Source organism: Achromobacter xylosoxidans (genome assembly GCF_014490035.1).
Classification (GTDB): domain Bacteria; phylum Pseudomonadota; class Gammaproteobacteria; order Burkholderiales; family Burkholderiaceae_B; genus Achromobacter; species Achromobacter bronchisepticus_A.
Window position 1 is genome coordinate 4,401,580 of the sequence record NZ_CP061008.1, and the last position, 16,042, is coordinate 4,417,621.

The 16,042-nt window shown below is 64.5% G+C and carries 16 protein-coding genes; 3 read left to right on the forward strand and 13 right to left on the reverse strand.

What is annotated here, in order from left to right:
• Nucleotide 1: 1 nt before the first annotated feature.
• The 6 genes from pheS to IAG39_RS20505 all read right to left on the reverse strand — a co-directional run bounded on the left by pheS (nucleotide 2) and on the right by IAG39_RS20505 (nucleotide 4,575).
• The gene (gene pheS, locus IAG39_RS20480; protein WP_118933318.1) at nucleotides 2–1,024 is read right to left on the reverse strand and encodes a phenylalanine--tRNA ligase subunit alpha; all 1,023 of its coding nucleotides are present in this window, start codon (nucleotides 1,022–1,024) and stop codon (nucleotides 2–4) included.
• 75 nt (nucleotides 1,025–1,099) lie between these two features.
• Complete coding sequence (rplT, locus tag IAG39_RS20485) at nucleotides 1,100–1,459, reverse strand: 50S ribosomal protein L20 (RefSeq protein WP_006218741.1); 360 nt, start codon at nucleotides 1,457–1,459, stop codon at nucleotides 1,100–1,102.
• 17 nt (nucleotides 1,460–1,476) lie between these two features.
• On the reverse strand, nucleotides 1,477–1,674 hold the full coding sequence (rpmI, locus tag IAG39_RS20490) for a 50S ribosomal protein L35 (protein WP_006218740.1): 198 nt from the start codon (nucleotides 1,672–1,674) through the stop codon (nucleotides 1,477–1,479).
• A gap of 342 nt (nucleotides 1,675–2,016) precedes the next feature.
• Nucleotides 2,017–3,546: a YifB family Mg chelatase-like AAA ATPase gene (locus IAG39_RS20495; RefSeq protein WP_118933319.1), complete on the reverse strand. Its 1,530-nt coding sequence runs from the start codon at nucleotides 3,544–3,546 to the stop codon at nucleotides 2,017–2,019.
• A 183-nt stretch (nucleotides 3,547–3,729) separates the two neighbouring features.
• Nucleotides 3,730–3,981, reverse strand: coding sequence for an accessory factor UbiK family protein (locus IAG39_RS20500; protein WP_054458252.1), 252 nt, complete (start codon nucleotides 3,979–3,981; stop codon nucleotides 3,730–3,732).
• A 180-nt stretch (nucleotides 3,982–4,161) separates the two neighbouring features.
• Nucleotides 4,162–4,575, reverse strand: coding sequence for a DUF5339 family protein (locus IAG39_RS20505; RefSeq protein ID WP_118933320.1), 414 nt, complete (start codon nucleotides 4,573–4,575; stop codon nucleotides 4,162–4,164).
• Nucleotides 4,576–5,115: 540 nt separating this feature from the next.
• Between IAG39_RS20505 and IAG39_RS20510 the strand changes: the two genes are divergently transcribed.
• On the forward strand, nucleotides 5,116–5,454 hold the full coding sequence (locus IAG39_RS20510; protein WP_054458254.1) for a P-II family nitrogen regulator: 339 nt from the start codon (nucleotides 5,116–5,118) through the stop codon (nucleotides 5,452–5,454).
• Nucleotides 5,455–5,482: 28 nt separating this feature from the next.
• Entirely contained in the window at nucleotides 5,483–6,721 is a 1,239-nt protein-coding gene (amt, locus tag IAG39_RS20515) for an ammonium transporter (RefSeq protein WP_013392915.1), read from the forward strand.
• A gap of 108 nt (nucleotides 6,722–6,829) precedes the next feature.
• Here amt and ptsP read toward each other — a convergent pair whose 3' ends face one another.
• The 6 genes from ptsP to thrS all read right to left on the reverse strand — a co-directional run bounded on the left by ptsP (nucleotide 6,830) and on the right by thrS (nucleotide 13,092).
• A complete protein-coding gene (gene ptsP, locus IAG39_RS20520) occupies nucleotides 6,830–8,488 on the reverse strand; it encodes a phosphoenolpyruvate--protein phosphotransferase (RefSeq protein WP_240633337.1) in 1,659 nt (552 codons plus the stop codon).
• Between the two features lie 154 nt (nucleotides 8,489–8,642).
• Nucleotides 8,643–8,912, reverse strand: a complete 270-nt coding sequence (locus IAG39_RS20525; RefSeq protein WP_013392913.1) for an HPr family phosphocarrier protein — start codon at nucleotides 8,910–8,912, stop codon at nucleotides 8,643–8,645.
• Between the two features lie 109 nt (nucleotides 8,913–9,021).
• Complete coding sequence (locus tag IAG39_RS20530) at nucleotides 9,022–9,423, reverse strand: PTS sugar transporter subunit IIA (protein ID WP_054458255.1); 402 nt, start codon at nucleotides 9,421–9,423, stop codon at nucleotides 9,022–9,024.
• An 18-nt stretch (nucleotides 9,424–9,441) separates the two neighbouring features.
• A complete protein-coding gene (gshB, locus tag IAG39_RS20535) occupies nucleotides 9,442–10,413 on the reverse strand; it encodes a glutathione synthase (RefSeq protein WP_118933321.1) in 972 nt (323 codons plus the stop codon).
• A 154-nt stretch (nucleotides 10,414–10,567) separates the two neighbouring features.
• The gene (infC, locus tag IAG39_RS20540; protein WP_080551054.1) at nucleotides 10,568–11,119 is read right to left on the reverse strand and encodes a translation initiation factor IF-3; all 552 of its coding nucleotides are present in this window, start codon (nucleotides 11,117–11,119) and stop codon (nucleotides 10,568–10,570) included.
• Between the two features lie 20 nt (nucleotides 11,120–11,139).
• On the reverse strand, nucleotides 11,140–13,092 hold the full coding sequence (thrS, locus tag IAG39_RS20545; RefSeq protein WP_059380525.1) for a threonine--tRNA ligase: 1,953 nt from the start codon (nucleotides 13,090–13,092) through the stop codon (nucleotides 11,140–11,142).
• A 598-nt stretch (nucleotides 13,093–13,690) separates the two neighbouring features.
• On the opposite strand from thrS, the gene IAG39_RS20550 reads away from it, so the two are divergent.
• A complete protein-coding gene (locus IAG39_RS20550; RefSeq protein WP_059380524.1) occupies nucleotides 13,691–14,431 on the forward strand; it encodes a response regulator transcription factor in 741 nt (246 codons plus the stop codon).
• 32 nt (nucleotides 14,432–14,463) lie between these two features.
• On the opposite strand, the gene hemN is transcribed toward IAG39_RS20550, so the two are convergent.
• On the reverse strand, nucleotides 14,464–15,894 hold the full coding sequence (gene hemN, locus IAG39_RS20555; protein ID WP_118933322.1) for an oxygen-independent coproporphyrinogen III oxidase: 1,431 nt from the start codon (nucleotides 15,892–15,894) through the stop codon (nucleotides 14,464–14,466).
• Nucleotides 15,895–16,042: the final 148 nt, after the last annotated feature.

Here is a 16,042-nt window from a genome sequence, read left to right on the forward strand (position 1 = left end):
GTTATTCGTTGAACTGGCGCAGGAAGCGCAAATCGCCTTCGTAGAACTGGCGCAGATCGTTGACGCCGTAGCGCAACATGGTCAGGCGCTCAAGTCCGGAACCGAAGGCAAAGCCGATGTAGCGTTCGGGATCGAGGCCGAAGTTGCGCACCACTTGCGGATGCACCTGGCCCGAGCCAGAAATCTCCAGCCAGCGGCCGCGGTTCGGACCCGAGGTGAACATCATGTCGATTTCGGCGGACGGCTCCGTGAACGGGAAGAACGACGGGCGGAAACGCACGGCCAGGTCGTCGGTTTCAAAGAAGCAGCGCAGGAAATCGGTGTACACGCCCTTGAGGTCAGCAAACGAGATGTCCTCGGCGATCCAGAGCCCTTCCACCTGGTGGAACATGGGCGAGTGCGTGGCGTCGCTGTCGACGCGATAGGTGCGCCCCGGCGCGATGACCTTGATGGGCGGCTTGTGCATGCGGGCGTAACGCACCTGCATGGGGCTGGTGTGCGTGCGCAACAGCAGCGGCAGGCCGTCGGCGTCGTTCATGTCGACGTAGAACGTGTCCTGCATGGAACGCGCCGGATGGTCCAGCGGGTTGTTCAAAGCGGTGAAATTGGTCCAGTCGTTTTCCACTTCGGGGCCGTCGGCCACGTCGAAGCCTATGGAACGGAAGATCTCTTCCACGCGTTCCCAGGTCCGGATCACCGGATGGATGCCGCCCGGCGCGCGACCGCGGCCCGGGAGGGTGACGTCAATGGTTTCGGATGCCAGGCGGGCGTCCAGTTCAGCCTGTGCCAGCGCGGCGCGGCGCAGGTTCAGGAGCTCTTCGACCTGTTGCTTGGCCTGATTGATCCGGGCGCCCATCTCGCGCTTCTGCTCGGGTTCGAGCTTGCCTAGGGCTTTGAGCAGCACCGTCAGCGCGCCTTCCTTGCCCAGGAACCGAGCCTTTGCATTTTCCAGCGCGGCGGCATCGGAGGCCGCGGCGAAGCGTTCTTGCGCCTGGGAGACCAGGTCGTCAACCGTTTGAGTCATGAAATCCAGCCTTCAAAACGCAAACGGGGCCATTACAGCCCCGTTTGCAGCGATGCGCGATGAGTTAAAGCGCGATCAGGCAGCCAAGGCAGCCTTGGCTTGCTGCACGATGGCGGCAAAGCCGGCCTTGTCGCGCACGGCCAGGTCGGCCAGAACCTTGCGGTCGAGTTCGATCGAAGCCTTCTTCAGGCCGGCGATGAACACGCTGTAGCTGACGCCATGTTCGCGGACGGCGGCGTTGATACGCGTGATCCACAGAGCACGGAACGTGCGCTTCTTGTTACGACGGTCGCGGTAGGCGTATTGGCCAGCGCGCATGACTGCTTGCTTGGCAATACGGAACACATTACCGCGGCGGCCACGGTAACCCTTGGCGGCGGCAATGACTTTCTTGTGACGTGCGCGGGCGGTTACGCCGCGTTTGACGCGAGGCATAGTAGATCTCCCTTAGATCAAGCGAAAGGCATCATGGCCTTGACGGAGGCCACGTTGGATTCATGGACCGCCGTCGAGCCGCGCAGTTGACGCTTGGCCTTGGTGGTCTTCTTGGTCAGAATGTGGCGCTTGAACGCCTGACCGCGCTTGATGGAGCCGCTGCCGCGAACCTTAAAGCGCTTGGAGGCGCTTTTCTTGGTTTTCATCTTGGGCATGTTGATTCCCTAAACTAAACACTCATTGTTGATATGCATGACACCAGGTGCTTGACGCATGGACGGCCGATGAAACCTTCCATGGCGACAAAACTTGGAGACCTGTTGCCACTTCTTGGGGTACTACTTGGGGTACTTCCGGGGGGTACTTCTTGGGATACTTCTCGAAGTACTTCCGGGGTACTTTCCGCCAGCATCGCTGCCAAGCGGATTCTCCCCAGAGCAGGTCAAATCTGATCCGGATCCGGGAAAGCCTTTGATTATATGGTGATTTCCTGCATTTTGTCGAGCCAGGCAGCCGGCAAAGCGCAACCCAGGCTCATTGGGCGTCCGCAGGGAGTCTCATACGCCCGGCCGCCGGTACTGCACCGCCTGGGCAATGTGGCGGGCGCCCAGGGCGTCCTCCCCTTCCAGATCGGCGATCGTGCGCGCCACCCGCAGCGCCCGGTGCATGGCGCGGGCCGAGCCCGCCAGGCGGCGCATGGCCTGCAGCAGCAGGGCCTGGCCTTCGTCATCCAGACGGCAATGCTCGTCCAGTTCCGCTCCCGCCAGCGCGGCGTTGGGCTTGCCCTGGCGGGCCTGCTGGCGCTGGCGGCAACGCGCCACGCGTTCGCGGACCGGGCCGGACGCCTCCCCCGGCGGCTTGCCCATCCATTCGGGGTCGGATGGCGGCAAGGCCACGTGCAGATCGATGCGGTCCAGCAACGGACCCGATATCTTGCCTGCATAGCGCGCCACCTGATCCGGCGTGCAGGCGCAGGGCCGCCCCGGGTGCCCACGCCAACCGCAAGGACACGGATTCATGGCCGCCACCAACTGGAAACGGGCAGGAAACTGCGCTGCGCGCAGCGCCCGTGCGATGACCACCCTGCCCGTCTCCAGGGGTTCGCGCAGGGCCTCCAGCGTACGGCGGCTGAACTCCGGCAATTCATCCAGAAACAGCACCCCATGATGCGCGAGGCTGATCTCGCCTGGACGGGGACGGCTCCCCCCGCCCACCAGCGCCGCCGCCGTGGCGGAATGGTGCGGCGCCCGGAACGGAGGCTGGCCCACGGGCGCGTCGGACAAGCCAGCCAGCGCGGCAACGGCGGCAACTTCCAACGCCTCGCCGCGCGCCAGCGGCGGCAGCAGCCCCGGCAGGCGCGCCGCCAACATGCTCTTGCCCGCCCCCGGCGGCCCTATCATCAAGAGACTATGTCCGCCCGCCGCAGCAACCTCCAGGGTCCGCCGCGCCCCCGGCTGCCCCCGAACGTCCGACAGGCACGGCCCGGGCGCAGTCGCCGGCCAGGGCCGGGGTACGGCATTGGGCAACAGACAAGCACCGGCGGCGTGCGCAGCCACGTCGGCCAATGTGCGCGCCGACAGCACGCGCAGCCCGGGAACCCAGGCTGCCTGCTCGGCGCTGCCCGCAGGCAGGATGAGCGTGGCGCCGGGCGCCTCCCGGGCGACGCTCAGCGCGATGACCAGCGGCGCCGCGACCGGCACCAACGCGCCAGTCAGGGATAGCTCGCCGGCCAGCACCAGGTCGGCCAGGGCCGGATCGCGAACGGGTGATTCCGGATCACGGACGTCCGCCGGCGCGGCCAACTGGCCGGAGGCCAGCAGCAGGCCCAGGGCAATGGGCAGGTCGAAACGCCCCGACTCCTTGGGGATGTCGGCGGGCGAAAGATTGACGGTGATCCTGCCCGGCGGGAACTCGAAGCCGCTATTCAGGATGGCCGCGCGCACGCGCTCGCGGCTTTCGCGCACTTCGATATCGGGCAGGCCGACCACATTGAAGCTGGGCAGGCCCGGGCCCAGATGCGTTTCCACGCGGACCGCATGGGCATCCAGGCCGCACAGGGCGCGGCTGGCAAGTACGGCTAGCGTCAAGGCGGCCTCCGAGTAAGAGCTGGGTCCGCCAGTATCCGCAAACGCGAGGCGTCCGCGGCGGCGGCCGTGACAGAAGCATCACGCCCGCCCGCCACAGATGCGCACGCGGAAATGGAAAACGGCCGCTGATCGCGGCCGTTTCCGGGAAGCGTTCCCTGCCGGCCGCGATGCGGCCGCCAGCGCTTACTTGTCCAGCGCGGACAAGCGCGACTCCAGCTGCTGCACCTGCGCGGCCAATTGATCCACCCGAGCGCGGGTGCGCGCCAGCAGGTCGGCCTGGACGTCGAATTCCTCGCGCGTGACGAGATCCAGCTTGGAGAATGCCTGCGTCATCATCGCGCGCACGTTGCGCTCGACATCCGCGGCCGGGCTGCGGGCGATCAGGTCGGAGATGTTCTTCTGGATGTCTTCCATCCACTGGGTGCGATTGTTCATGACGGCCTCACTGTGTTCTTGATGCCTCAAGTGTAGTGCGTCGGAATGCCGTTTCCGGACCCGTCCGGCAAAAAAGGGCCGCCTCGATCCAAAAAAAGAGGGCGGGCCGCATGCGGTGACCGCCCTTCAAAGCACAGGAGAAAACCGGGCTGCCATGGCGGCAACCCCCTACCAACATCGTTACGGGCAACCCATCTGGCTTGCCGACTGCGTGAACGTATCCGACGACTGCTTGCATTGCGCCGCCAGCTGCGCCTTGTCGCTGACCGCGCCCCATTGCGCCCTGGCCGCGTCAAGCTGCTCCTTGATCGCGGCGGCAGCCGGATTGCCGCTGCCGAGCTTGTCCATGCAGGCATTGATCTTGGCGACGTAGGCCTCGCACTCGGCGGGAACGGACGCCACGGCGCCTGCCGCTGGAGCAGCCGAGGAAGGCGGAGTTGCGGGTGGAGGCGGCGTCGCGGGAGCCGCAGGTGCGGGCGCAGGAGCGGTGGCGGCCGGCGTGGCGGCCTTTTCTTCGCTCTTGTTGCAACCGGCCAGCGCGGCGAGCGACGCGGCCAGGGCCAAAGTGCAGAAAGCCTTGCGGTGGATCTTCATGACTACCCCTTCCCGTTCCTGCTTTCTCTTGGAGATCCGTCGACGCGGAGGCTCCGCCTGCGGCCCAGCCTGTTTGGGGACAGGCTTGAACTGATATCGATTCTTCTGCAGCCGCTCTTCGGCAACAAGCCGACGGGTGTAAACCCTCGTATCACGCGACCGCGCCGGCCGCACCGATTCCGGCGCGCTCCGACGTCTCGCCGAATGTCTGTCGATTTGCGCCAGAGGCGCGCCGTGCATGGCTCTGCGGGCAACAGGCGGTCCATCGATGGTTCTATAAATAAGCTGATATGCCAATATAAAACGCAATAAAACACGCATCAATTTGCTACAAATATTGGTTGAGAAACATATCTTGTTGCTTGCCCCAAGGGCTGGCGCGGCGCACCAACTTGAAGCCGACCAGCGGTGCATGAAGCACCAAATCGGTGCAATCAGGCACATCTTCAGCGCACCAACCTCCTCCGCTGGGCCATGTCCGACATGGCATGGAATTTGCTTGATAGGTGAGGCCAACGTGCAACCATGAGAGGAAATGCCATGAAACTCATCATCGCCATCATCAAGCCCTTCAAGCTCGACGAAGTGCGGGTGGCTCTATCCGGGATCGGCGTCCAGGGTCTGACTGTCACTGAAGTAAAGGGATTTGGTCGCCAGAAGGGCCATACCGAGCTGTATCGCGGCGCCGAGTACGCCGTCGATTTCCTGCCCAAGCTGCGCGTCGAAGCCGCCGTGCCTGACCATCTGGTCGATCAGGTCATTGAAGCCATCGAACAGGCGGCCCGCACCGGCAAGATCGGCGACGGCAAGATCTTCGCCGCGCCGCTCGAACAAGTGATCCGCATCAGAACGGGTGAATCCGGCGAAGCTGCGCTGTAAATAAATAAAGACTCAATGGAGCCTGAAAATGGATAAAGCAGATATCTCCTGGTTGCTCGTCTCTACCCTGCTTGTATTGATGATGGCCGTACCCGGTCTGGCGATGTTCTATGGCGGCCTGGTGCGCAGCAAGAACGTGTTGTCCGTGCTGCTGCAGGTGCTGTGCACGTTCGTGCTGGGCCTGGTGCTCTGGTTCATCTACGGATATTCCCTTGCCTTCACCGAAGGCAACGCCTTCTTCGGCGGCCTGTCGCGCGCCTTCTTCTCCGGCATGTTCACCCCGTCAGACGGCAAGTACGCCATGTCGAACTCGCTGACCGAACTGCTGTTCGCCTCCTTCCAGGCCACCTTCGCCGGCATTACCTGCGCGCTGATCGTCGGCAGCTTCGCCGAACGCGCCCGCTTCTCGGCGGTGCTGGTGTTCACGGTGATCTGGTTCACGTTCGCCTACGTACCGATTGCCCACATGGTCTGGTTCGCGTCCGAAACGGCGCCGGGCCTGCTGAACGCCAAGGGCGCCCTGGACTTCGCCGGCGGCACCGTGGTGCACATCAACGCCGGCGTGGCCGGCCTGGTGGGCGCCTACGTGGTGGGCAAGCGCGTCGGCTACGGCCGCGAAGCCATGCAGCCGCACAACCTGCCGATGACCTTCGTGGGCGCGGCGCTGCTGTGGGTGGGCTGGTTCGGGTTCAATGCCGGCTCCGCCTTGGCCGCCAATGAGAACGCCACCCTGGCCTTCTTCAACACCATGATCGCGACCGCCGGCGCCGTGCTGTCCTGGCTGTTCACCGAATGGGCCGTCAAGGGCAAGCCCTCGATGCTGGGCGCCGCCTCGGGCGCCGTCGCCGGCCTGGTCGGCATCACCCCGGCCGCCGGCCTGGTGGGTCCGGTGGGCGCGCTGGTCATCGGCGTCATTGCCGGCATCGTCTGCGTCTGGGGCGTCAACGGCCTGAAGCGCCTGCTGCGCGCCGACGACGCGCTGGACGTATTCGGCGTACACGGCGTGGGCGGTATCGTGGGCGCCCTGCTGACTGGCGTGTTCAATGCGCAGATCCTCGGCGGTCCCGGCCTGGCCGAGCCGGGCATGATCGGCCATCAACTGTGGGTCCAGCTGGAAGGCGTGCTGCTGACCATTGTCTGGTCCGGCGTGGTGGCGTGGATCGCCTACAAGATCGCCAACGCCCTGTGCGGCATGCGCGTGCCGGAAGACCAGGAGCGCGAAGGCCTGGACGTCACCAGCCACGGCGAATCGGCGTATCACAGCTAAGTCAGAAGCCTCTCCCCCCCGCCCGCCGGATGGCATGGGCGGGCGGGGATAAAAAAGACGCCGGGGCATTCCGCCCCGGCGCCTTTTTTCATGCGGCGGCGAACCGCCTCAGGCCAGGTCCAGCGTGTCCAGGTCCACCGGCAAGGCGCGGTTCAGGGCGCTGGCCACCTTCACGCGCAAGGCGTTGGAGTGCGCGCGCCGGACCTCGCGCTTGACGTCCAGCAGCTGCTGGGGGTGCATGGAGAACTCGGTCAGGCCCAGGCCCAACAGCAGCCGGGTCATGCGCGAATCCCCCGCCATCTCGCCACACACGGCAACCGGCTTGCCGGCGCGCTCGCCCGCATTGATGGTGTGCGCAACCAGGCGCAGCACCGCGGGATGCAGCGGATCGTACAGGGACGCCACGTCGTGGTCGCCGCGGTCGATCGCCAGCGTGTACTGGATCAGGTCGTTGGTGCCGATGGACAGGAAATCCAGCGCCTGCGCGAACGGTTCGATGGCGATGGCGATGGCGGGCACCTCGACCATGGCGCCCACGTCCATGTGGGGCGCGTAGGCCTGGCCGCGCGCATCGAGCTCGCGGCGGGCGGATTCGATGGCAGCCTTGGTCGCCACCACCTCGTGCATGTGCGCGATCATGGGAATCAGCAGGCGCACGGGCCCGTGTGCCGAGGCCCGCAGTATGGCGCGCAACTGGGTCGCGAACATCTCCGGGCGCGCCAGGCAATAGCGGATGGCGCGCTGGCCGAGCGCGGGATTGGTGGCCACGGTGGCCTCGCCGTCCAGCGTCTTGTCCGAGCCGATGTCCAGCGTGCGGATGGTGACCGGCCTGCCGGCCATCACCTTGACCACCGACGAATAGGCTTCGTACTGCTCTTCCTCGCCCGGCAGGTCCGGACGTCCCATGAAGAGGAATTCGCTGCGGAACAAGCCGATGCCGTGCGCGCCGGAAGCCAGCGCCAGCGCGGCTTCCTCAGGCAATTCGATGTTGGCGTGCAGCACCACATCGATGCCGTCCAGCGTGACCGAAGGCTCGTCGCGCAGCAGGCTCAGCTCGGCGCGCTCGTCGGCATAGGCCGACTGGCGGCGGCGGTATTCCTCGAGAATGCGGCTGGACGGATTGACGATCACCGCGCCGGCCGCGCCGTCGATGATCAGCATGTCGCCGTCGCGAACCAGTTCCCGCACGTTGCCCATGGCGACCACCGCGGGCACGGCCATGCTGCGCGCCACGATGGCGGTATGCGAAGTAGGACCGCCCAGGTCCGTCACGAAGGCGGCAAAGCGGCCGCCGCGCAGGCGCAGCATGTCGGCGGGCGAAATGTCGTGGGCCACGACCACCAGCGCGTCGTCGCCGCCCATGTGAGACATGTCGGGCAGGATCGCCGAGGTGCCGGCCAGCACATGCAGTACCCGTTCGATGACCTGGCGCACGTCGGCCCCGCGCTCGCGCAGGTACTCGTCTTCCATGGCGTCGAATTGCTGGCCCAGGATCTGGCCCTGCGTCGTCAAGGCCCATTCGGCGTTGTAGTGGCGTTCGGCGATCAGCGCCAGGGTCTGCTCGGCCAGCAGCGGGTCGCCCAGCAGCAGGCTGTGCACGTTGAGCATGGCGCCGAGCTCGCGCGGCGCGTCGGCCGGCAAGGTATCGGCCAACTGCAGCAGTTCCTGCTGCGCCGAAGCCAGCGCATCGGTGAGCCGGCTGCTTTCGGCAGGCACATCCTCGGGCGAGATGCGGTAGTGCGCGACCTCCAGCGCCGCCGCGCCCATGACGACCGCGCGGCCGATGGCATATCCCTTGGCGACGCCTTTGCCGTACAAACAGACAACGGGGCCGGCAAAGCCAGCCCCGTTGGGTGCATCATTGAGGGTCGTAGACGCGCCGGCCTGGGCGATGCTCAGGCCGGCGGATTCGGAAGAAATTCTATTCCTGCTCACCGAATTTGCTATCGAACAATGATTGAATTTCAGAAAGGGCCTGATCGGCGTCATTGCCGGAGGCCTCCAGCTTTACCGTCACACCCAGCCCGGCCGCCAACATCATGACGCCCATGATGCTCTTGGCGTTCACGCGCTGCGCGCCGCGCGAGATGAAGATCTCGCTGGAAAACTTGCTGGCCAGCTGCGTCAGCTTGGCCGCCGCCCGGGCATGCAGGCCCAGTTTATTGCTGATGACGATGTCTGTATTAGGCATAGGAAATATTATGGCTGCGGCATGAGGCCGCAGTGTTGATCACAGCAAACCGTCGAACCGTCAATCGGCCTGAATGGATAGCCGACATAATAGGGCAAACTTCCGCCCGTCAGTCTACACGTAAGACACCCTGAAGCCCCCCGGCCAGCGCCTTCTCGCGGGTTTCGGCCAAAGGCAGATTGCGATAGGTCAGGGCCCGCAGCAGCATCGGGGTGTTCAATCCGGCCAGCACGCAGCACTGAATGCCCTGGGCCTGGGCATCGGAGACGGCGCGCTTGGCAATATTGGCGGGCGTGGCGCCGATCAGGTCGGTCAGCACCAGTACGCCCGCGCCGTGCTCCTGCTCCAGGATGTCCTTGAGGACTTGCGGCGCCAGATCGTCCGGCCGGTCTTCAGGCTGGATGTCGTGTATGGCCAGCATGCCGTCCAGGTTGCCCATGACGTGGCTGGCGCAATCGCGTATCGCTGCGCCCAGGGGCGCGTGCACGACGATGACTATACCGGTGGTCATGACAGGAATCCTGGCGGGTCAAGCGGCAGCGGCAGGGGCCGCCACGGCCTTTTCCAGCGCCTGGACGAACATGCCCGCGACGTCGAAACCGGTTTGCTCCGCGATTTCCACGAAACAGGTGGGGCTGGTGACGTTGACTTCGGTAACGTAATCGCCAATGACGTCCAGGCCGACCAGCAGCAGGCCGCGAGCGGCCAGCTTGGGGGCCACGGCCTCGGCGATCTCGCGGTCGCGCGGGGAAAGTTCCTGGGCCACCCCGCGGCCGCCGGCCGCCAGGTTGCCGCGGGTTTCACCGGCCAGCGGAATGCGGGCCAGCGAATACGGCACCGGCACCCCGCCGATCAGCAGGATGCGCTTGTCGCCCTTGACGATGTCGGGAATGTAGCGCTGCGCCATGATGGTGCGCGCGCCATTGTCCGTCAGCGTTTCCAGGATGGCGTTGAGATTGGGATCCTTGGGCTGCAGCCGGAACACGCCCGTGCCGCCCATGCCGTCCAGCGGCTTGACGATGACATCGCGATGCTCGTCGTGGAACGCCTTCAGGCGGGCCATGCTGCGCGTCACCAGCGTAGGCGCGGTGAACTCGCTGATCTCGGTGATGGCCAGCTTTTCGGGATGGTTGCGGATCGCCGCGCCGCTATTGAAGACGCGGGCGCCTTGCGCCTCGGCGTACTCGAGCAGGTGCGTGGAGTAGACATACTCCATGTCGAACGGCGGATCCTTGCGCATGACCACCGCGCCGAATTCCGCCAACGGCAGATCCTGGGCGGCAGACTCGCGCCACCAGTCGTGGCCGTGCAGATCGGCGTCCGCGACCAATTCGATGGGGGTGGCCGCGGTCTTGACCGTGCCCGCCTCGATATAGAGATCGCCCTGCATGGCCACGCTTAACGTATGGCCGCGCGCCACCAGGGCGCGCATCATGGCGACAGAGCTGTCCTTGTACGCCTTGAGCAGCGGCAAGGGATCCAAAACGAACAATACATGCATCGCGACACCCTGAACGGACACCGCCTTCCCTCGCGGGAAGGCGGCTTTATGACATCGTAGCGCAGAGCCGCCCAATTAGCGAACCCGCCGGCGCCATGGCTGGCGGCAGATCGCACAAGCGGCGTAGCCTCCCTGGGGAGACTACGGCAGGAGCTCAGGCAGCCGATTCAGGCTTGCCCGCAGGCACGGCCTTTTTCTTCGGCGCCAGCACCATGACCATCTGACGGCCTTCGAGCTTCGGCATGGCTTCGACCTGGGCAAGTTCCAGCAGATCGTCGCGCACACGTTCAAGCACCCGCATACCGAGTTCCTGGTGAGCCATTTCGCGGCCACGGAAACGCAGCGTCACCTTGGCCTTGTCGCCTTCTTCGAGGAAGCGGCGCAGGTTGCGCAGCTTGACCTGGTAGTCGCCCTCGTCGGTGGCCGGACGGAATTTGACTTCCTTGACCTGGATGACCTTCTGCTTGGAACGAGCTTCGGCTTGGCGCTTCTGCTCCTGGTACTTGAATTTGCCGTAGTCCATCAAACGGCAGACCGGCGGTTCGGCGTTCGGCGCGATTTCCACCAGATCCACGTCGCTTTGCTCGGAAAGACGGAAGGCGTCGGCAATCTTGACGATGCCGAGCTGTTCTCCGTCCAGACCTATCAGGCGCACCTCGGGGACGCGGATTTCACCGTTGATGCGATTGGCTTTTTCAGTGGCGATGTTGAAAGCTCCTAGAAATGTTAAGCAGCGCTGCTATCAGGATGAACGACGTCGCGACGGGTGGAAACGTCCTCGGACAAACGCGCGACGAACTCGTCGTATGCGATGGCTCCAAGATCCAATCCGCCCAGTCCGCGTACGGCTACGGTGCCGTTTTGCTTTTCCTTGTCGCCGACGACGAGGATGTACGGCACCTTTTGCAGGCTGTGCTCCCGAATTTTACGAGTGATTTTTTCACCGCGCAAATCGGACTCTACTCTAAAGCCTTGTTTTTTCAGGCTTTGCGTGATTTCAGCCGCATAATCGGCCGAAGGTTCGGAAATGCAGCACACGACCGCCTGCACCGGAGCCAGCCAGGGAGGCATGGCGCCGGCGTGGTTTTCGATCAGCATGCCGATAAAACGCTCCAGCGAACCGAGGATCGCGCGGTGCAGCATGACCGGCGGGCGGCGCTGGTCGTTCTGGTCCACGTACTCGGCGCCCAGGCGCACGGGCATGGAGAAATCGACCTGGATCGTGCCGCACTGCCAATGGCGGCCGATGGCGTCCTTCAGGGTGTATTCCACCTTGGGACCATAGAAGGCGCCCTCTCCCGGCGAGATCTCGAATTCGCAACCCGTGCGGCGCAGGCTCTCCATCAGGGCGGCTTCCGCCGTATCCCAGACTTCGTCCGTGCCGATGCGCTTTTCCGGACGCGTGGCGACCTTGTACAGCACTTCCGTGAAGCCGAAGTCGCGGTAGACCTTCTGCAGCAACGCCGTGAAATCGGCGCACTCGTCCTGCAACTGTTCTTCGGTACAGAAGATGTGGCCGTCGTCCTGCGTGAAGCCGCGCACGCGCATCATGCCGTGCAGCGAACCCGAGGGTTCGTTGCGGTGGCACTGGCCGAATTCGCCGTAGCGCAGGGGCAGCTCGCGATAGGAATGCAGGCCGGCATTGAAGATCTGCACGTGGCCCGGGCAGTTCATCGGTTTCAGGCCGTAGACGCGGTTCTCGGACTCCGTCGTGAACATGTTTTCACGGTAGTTGTCCCAGTGGCCCGTCTTTTTCCAGAGCGAAATGTCGAGGATCTGCGGCGCCTTCACTTCCTGGTAGCCATTGTCGCGGTAGACGGAGCGCATGTACTGCTCCACCTGCTGCCACAGCGCCCAGCCCTTGGGGTGCCAGAAGATCAGGCCCGGGGCCTCGTCCTGGAAATGGAACAGGTCCAGCTCGCGGCCGATCTTGCGGTGGTCGCGGCGTTCGGCCTCTTCCAGCATGTGCAGATAGGCTTCCTGCTCTTCCTTGGTCGCCCAGGCCGTGCCGTAGATGCGCTGGAGCATCTCGTTCTTGCTGTCGCCGCGCCAGTAGGCGCCGGCCACCTTCATCAGCTTGAAGACCTTCAGCTTGCCCGTGGACGGCACGTGGGGGCCGCGGCAAAGGTCGATGAAGTCGCCTTCACGGTACAGGCTGAGCGGCTCGTTCGACGGAATCGAGGCGATGATCTCGGCCTTGTACTTTTCGCCGATGCCCTTGAAGAACTCAACGGCGTCGTCGCGCGACCATTCCTCGCGCGTGACGACCTCGTCCTTCTTGGCGAGTTCGGCCATCTTCTTCTCGATGGCGGCCAGGTCTTCGGGCGTGAACGGGCGCTTGTACGAGAAGTCGTAGTAGAAGCCGTTGTCGATCACCGGACCAATGGTGACCTGGGCATCGGGAAACAGCTCCTTGACGGCATAGGCCAGCAAGTGCGCCGTCGAGTGGCGGATCAGATCCAGGCCGTCGGCGTCCTTGGCGGTGACGATGGCCAGGCGCGCGTCGCCCTCGATGCGGAAGCTGGTGTCGACCAGCTTGGAATCCGAGCCCTCAAACGTCACGCGGCCGCCCAAGGCGGCCTTCGCCAGGCCCGTACCGATCGATTGCGCCACTTCGGCAACCGTTACCGGCCCCGGATATTGGCGCTGCGAACCATCGGGCAATGTGATCTGTACCATCGGGAGTGCTTCCTGGGGGGTTCTGGGAACTAAAAAACAAAATACGGAAACGAAAAACGCGGCCAGAGAGCCGCGTTTCTTGGATTGTCTTGCTGAGTCCTACCGCTGACCTGACACGGTGAAACCCGACGCACGAAAACTTAACGCGACATAGGGCGAAAGTTCCGGGTCGTAGTTCGTGCCAGCGGGAAAAACATGGTGTCTGGACCTAATGATGCTCGCCGCAGCGGCAGGGATCAAAAACAGCAAACAATGCACCGCGCAACAGAAGCTGTGCTTATCGTCCACGATTGTATCACTACTTACGCCTTTTCCGTGGCTAAAGCGCCACAACACGCCCTTCAGGGCGCGTTGGTTGCGCCCGCCGGCGCGCGCGGGCGCCATAACTCAAAACCTCATCTGCCGTCGCGGCCTAAATCCCGGCTGTTCCACGCGTGCTTCTCGCATATATGACAGGTCGACGGTGCAACAGTCTGATATTGGCGCGATTCACCTCCCGCAGGCCATGCGAAAACGTAATCTGCCTTCGCAAATTCAGGACACCCGCGACCTGCGCAATCGACCGCCGGCGTTCCCCCATCCTGCATGTGGAGCATCGATGAAAACTGTCTCAGCGCTCACCCTCAAAGCGCCCCCGCACCTCAACCCCGAGCCCGCCGACAGCGGCGACCGCCCGGGCACGCGCCGGCACCTGCTCCTGTCCCGGCCGCCGCCTCTCATCAAGGTGGCGATCCTGGACGACCACCCCGTGGTTGCCGTGGGCGTGGGCGCCTATCTGGAGAGCCGGCCGGGTTTCCGGGTGGTGCATCGGGAAACTTCGGCACGTTCCCTATTGGAGAAACTGTCCCACTCGCCCTGCGAAGTCGCCCTCGTCGATTTCTACCTGCCCCTGGAACCCTGGGATGGCGTGAACTATCTGCGGCGCCTGCGCCGCCACCACCCGGAAATGGCGCTCATCACCTTCTCGGCGGGCAGCCGCCAGGAAACCCAATACGCCGCCTTTCGCGCAGGCGCGAACGGCTACTTCGCCAAGGAATGCGGCATGGTGCTGCTGCCGGAAATGATCCGCGGCGTGCTGGCTGGCAAAGAGGCGTTCCTCACGGTGCAGGACGGCAAGGTCCGGCCGCAGCAGCCGACGCACCCTCATTCGGCCTTGACCACCTCGGAAGTGGAGGTACTGCGCCACATCAGCCAGGGCCTGTCCGTCACGCAGATCTCGGCGCGCCTGATGCGCAGCAAGAAGACCATCAGCACCCACAAGCGCCGCGCCATGCGCAAGCTGCAGCTGTCCGACGATTTGTCGCTGGCGCTCTATCTTCGGGAGAAGTTCGCCGAATGAACGCAACCCCAGGCTCCGCGCGACGCCGCGGCTCAGATGATCCGCGAGTAACTCGCCGCGGTGCCCGGCGCCTGCAGGTAGCCGTCGAACGCCATGGCGACGGCTCGCACGAAGTACCAGCCCAGGCCGGTCACCCGCAGCTCATCGGGGCGCAGGTTGACCAGGCCCAACTCGGCCAGATTCGCCATCTGCTGCAGTTCCGGGCCAAAGCTGTCGGCGAACCGCAGTCCGTGGCGCGTCTCGATCCGGCTGTAGTCCACGCGGCCCTGGCACATGATGTCCATGATGATCTCGCGCCGAACCAGATCGTCCGTGCTCAGCGCCAGCCCTCTTTCGACGGCGAAGCGCCCCGCTTCGATCGCTGCGTAATACTCGTCCAGGACCTTGGCGTTCTGGCTGTAGGTATTGCCAATGCGGCCGATCGCGGACACGCCCAGCGCGACCAGGTCGCGGTCGGGCTGCGTGCTGTAGCCCTGGAAATTGCGATGCAGTTCCCCCTTGCGCTTGGCGATCGCCAGCGCATCGGTTTCCAGCGCGAAATGGTCCATGCCGATGTAGGCATAGCCCTGCTTCAGGAAACCGTCGATGGCGGCGCTCAGCAGCCCCACCCGCGTCTCCCTGTCGGGCAGGTCGGCCTCGTTGATGCGGCGCTGCGGCTTGAAGCGCGCGGGCAGATGAGCGTAGGCATACAACGCGATACGGTCGGGTCGCAACGCAATGACCTGCGCGATGGTGCGGGCAAAGGATTCCGTGGTCTGCAGCGGCAGGCCATAGATCAGATCCATGTTGACCGAGGCATAGCCCAAGGCCCGGGCGCTCAGCATCAGCGCCCGCACGTCTTCGAACGACTGCATGCGATGCACCGCCGCCTGCACCCGAGGATCGAAATCCTGCACGCCGAAACTCAGGCGGTTAAAGCCCAGTTCGCGCATATGGGCCAGGCGCTCGGGCGTGGCGGTGCGCGGATCGACCTCTATCGAGATTTCCGCGTCGGGCTCGAAGCGGAAGGCGCGGCGCAGGTTTGCCATCAGGCGCGACAATTCCTCGTCGGACAGGAAGGTCGGCGTGCCGCCCCCGAAATGCAACTGCGATACGGGCACACCCTCGCCCAGCTCGCGCACATGCAGCTCGATCTCCGCCGCCAGTGCGTCCAGATAGCGGACGGCGCGGTCGTGGTGGCGGGTCACCACCTTGTTACAGGCGCAGTAATAACAGACCGACTCACAGAACGGAATGTGCACGTAGAGCGACAAAGGCTCAGCCGGCGCCGCCGCGCGGCGCTGCTGCAGCGCCTGCCGGTACTCCTGCTCGCCGAAACCGCCGTGATACCGGTCGGCCGTGGGATACGAGGTATAGCGGGGTCCGTTCTTGTCCAGCCGCGCCAGCAGTTGGGGCGGGAACAATGGGCTGGCGGCGGAGGGCTCGCGGGATTCTGTCTGTGACGGGCGTAGGGCGGCTTGCATACCTGGAATTATTCGCCTGCGCCGGCCAGTCCGGGTTGATCTTGCGCAAATGCCGGCGTCTTGCTGACCCGCCTCCTATCCGCCAGCCCCCCTAGGGACTCCCTGCGGCGCTTGCGGCCTCGTCCCCGTAAAATGCGCCTGTCAAAAA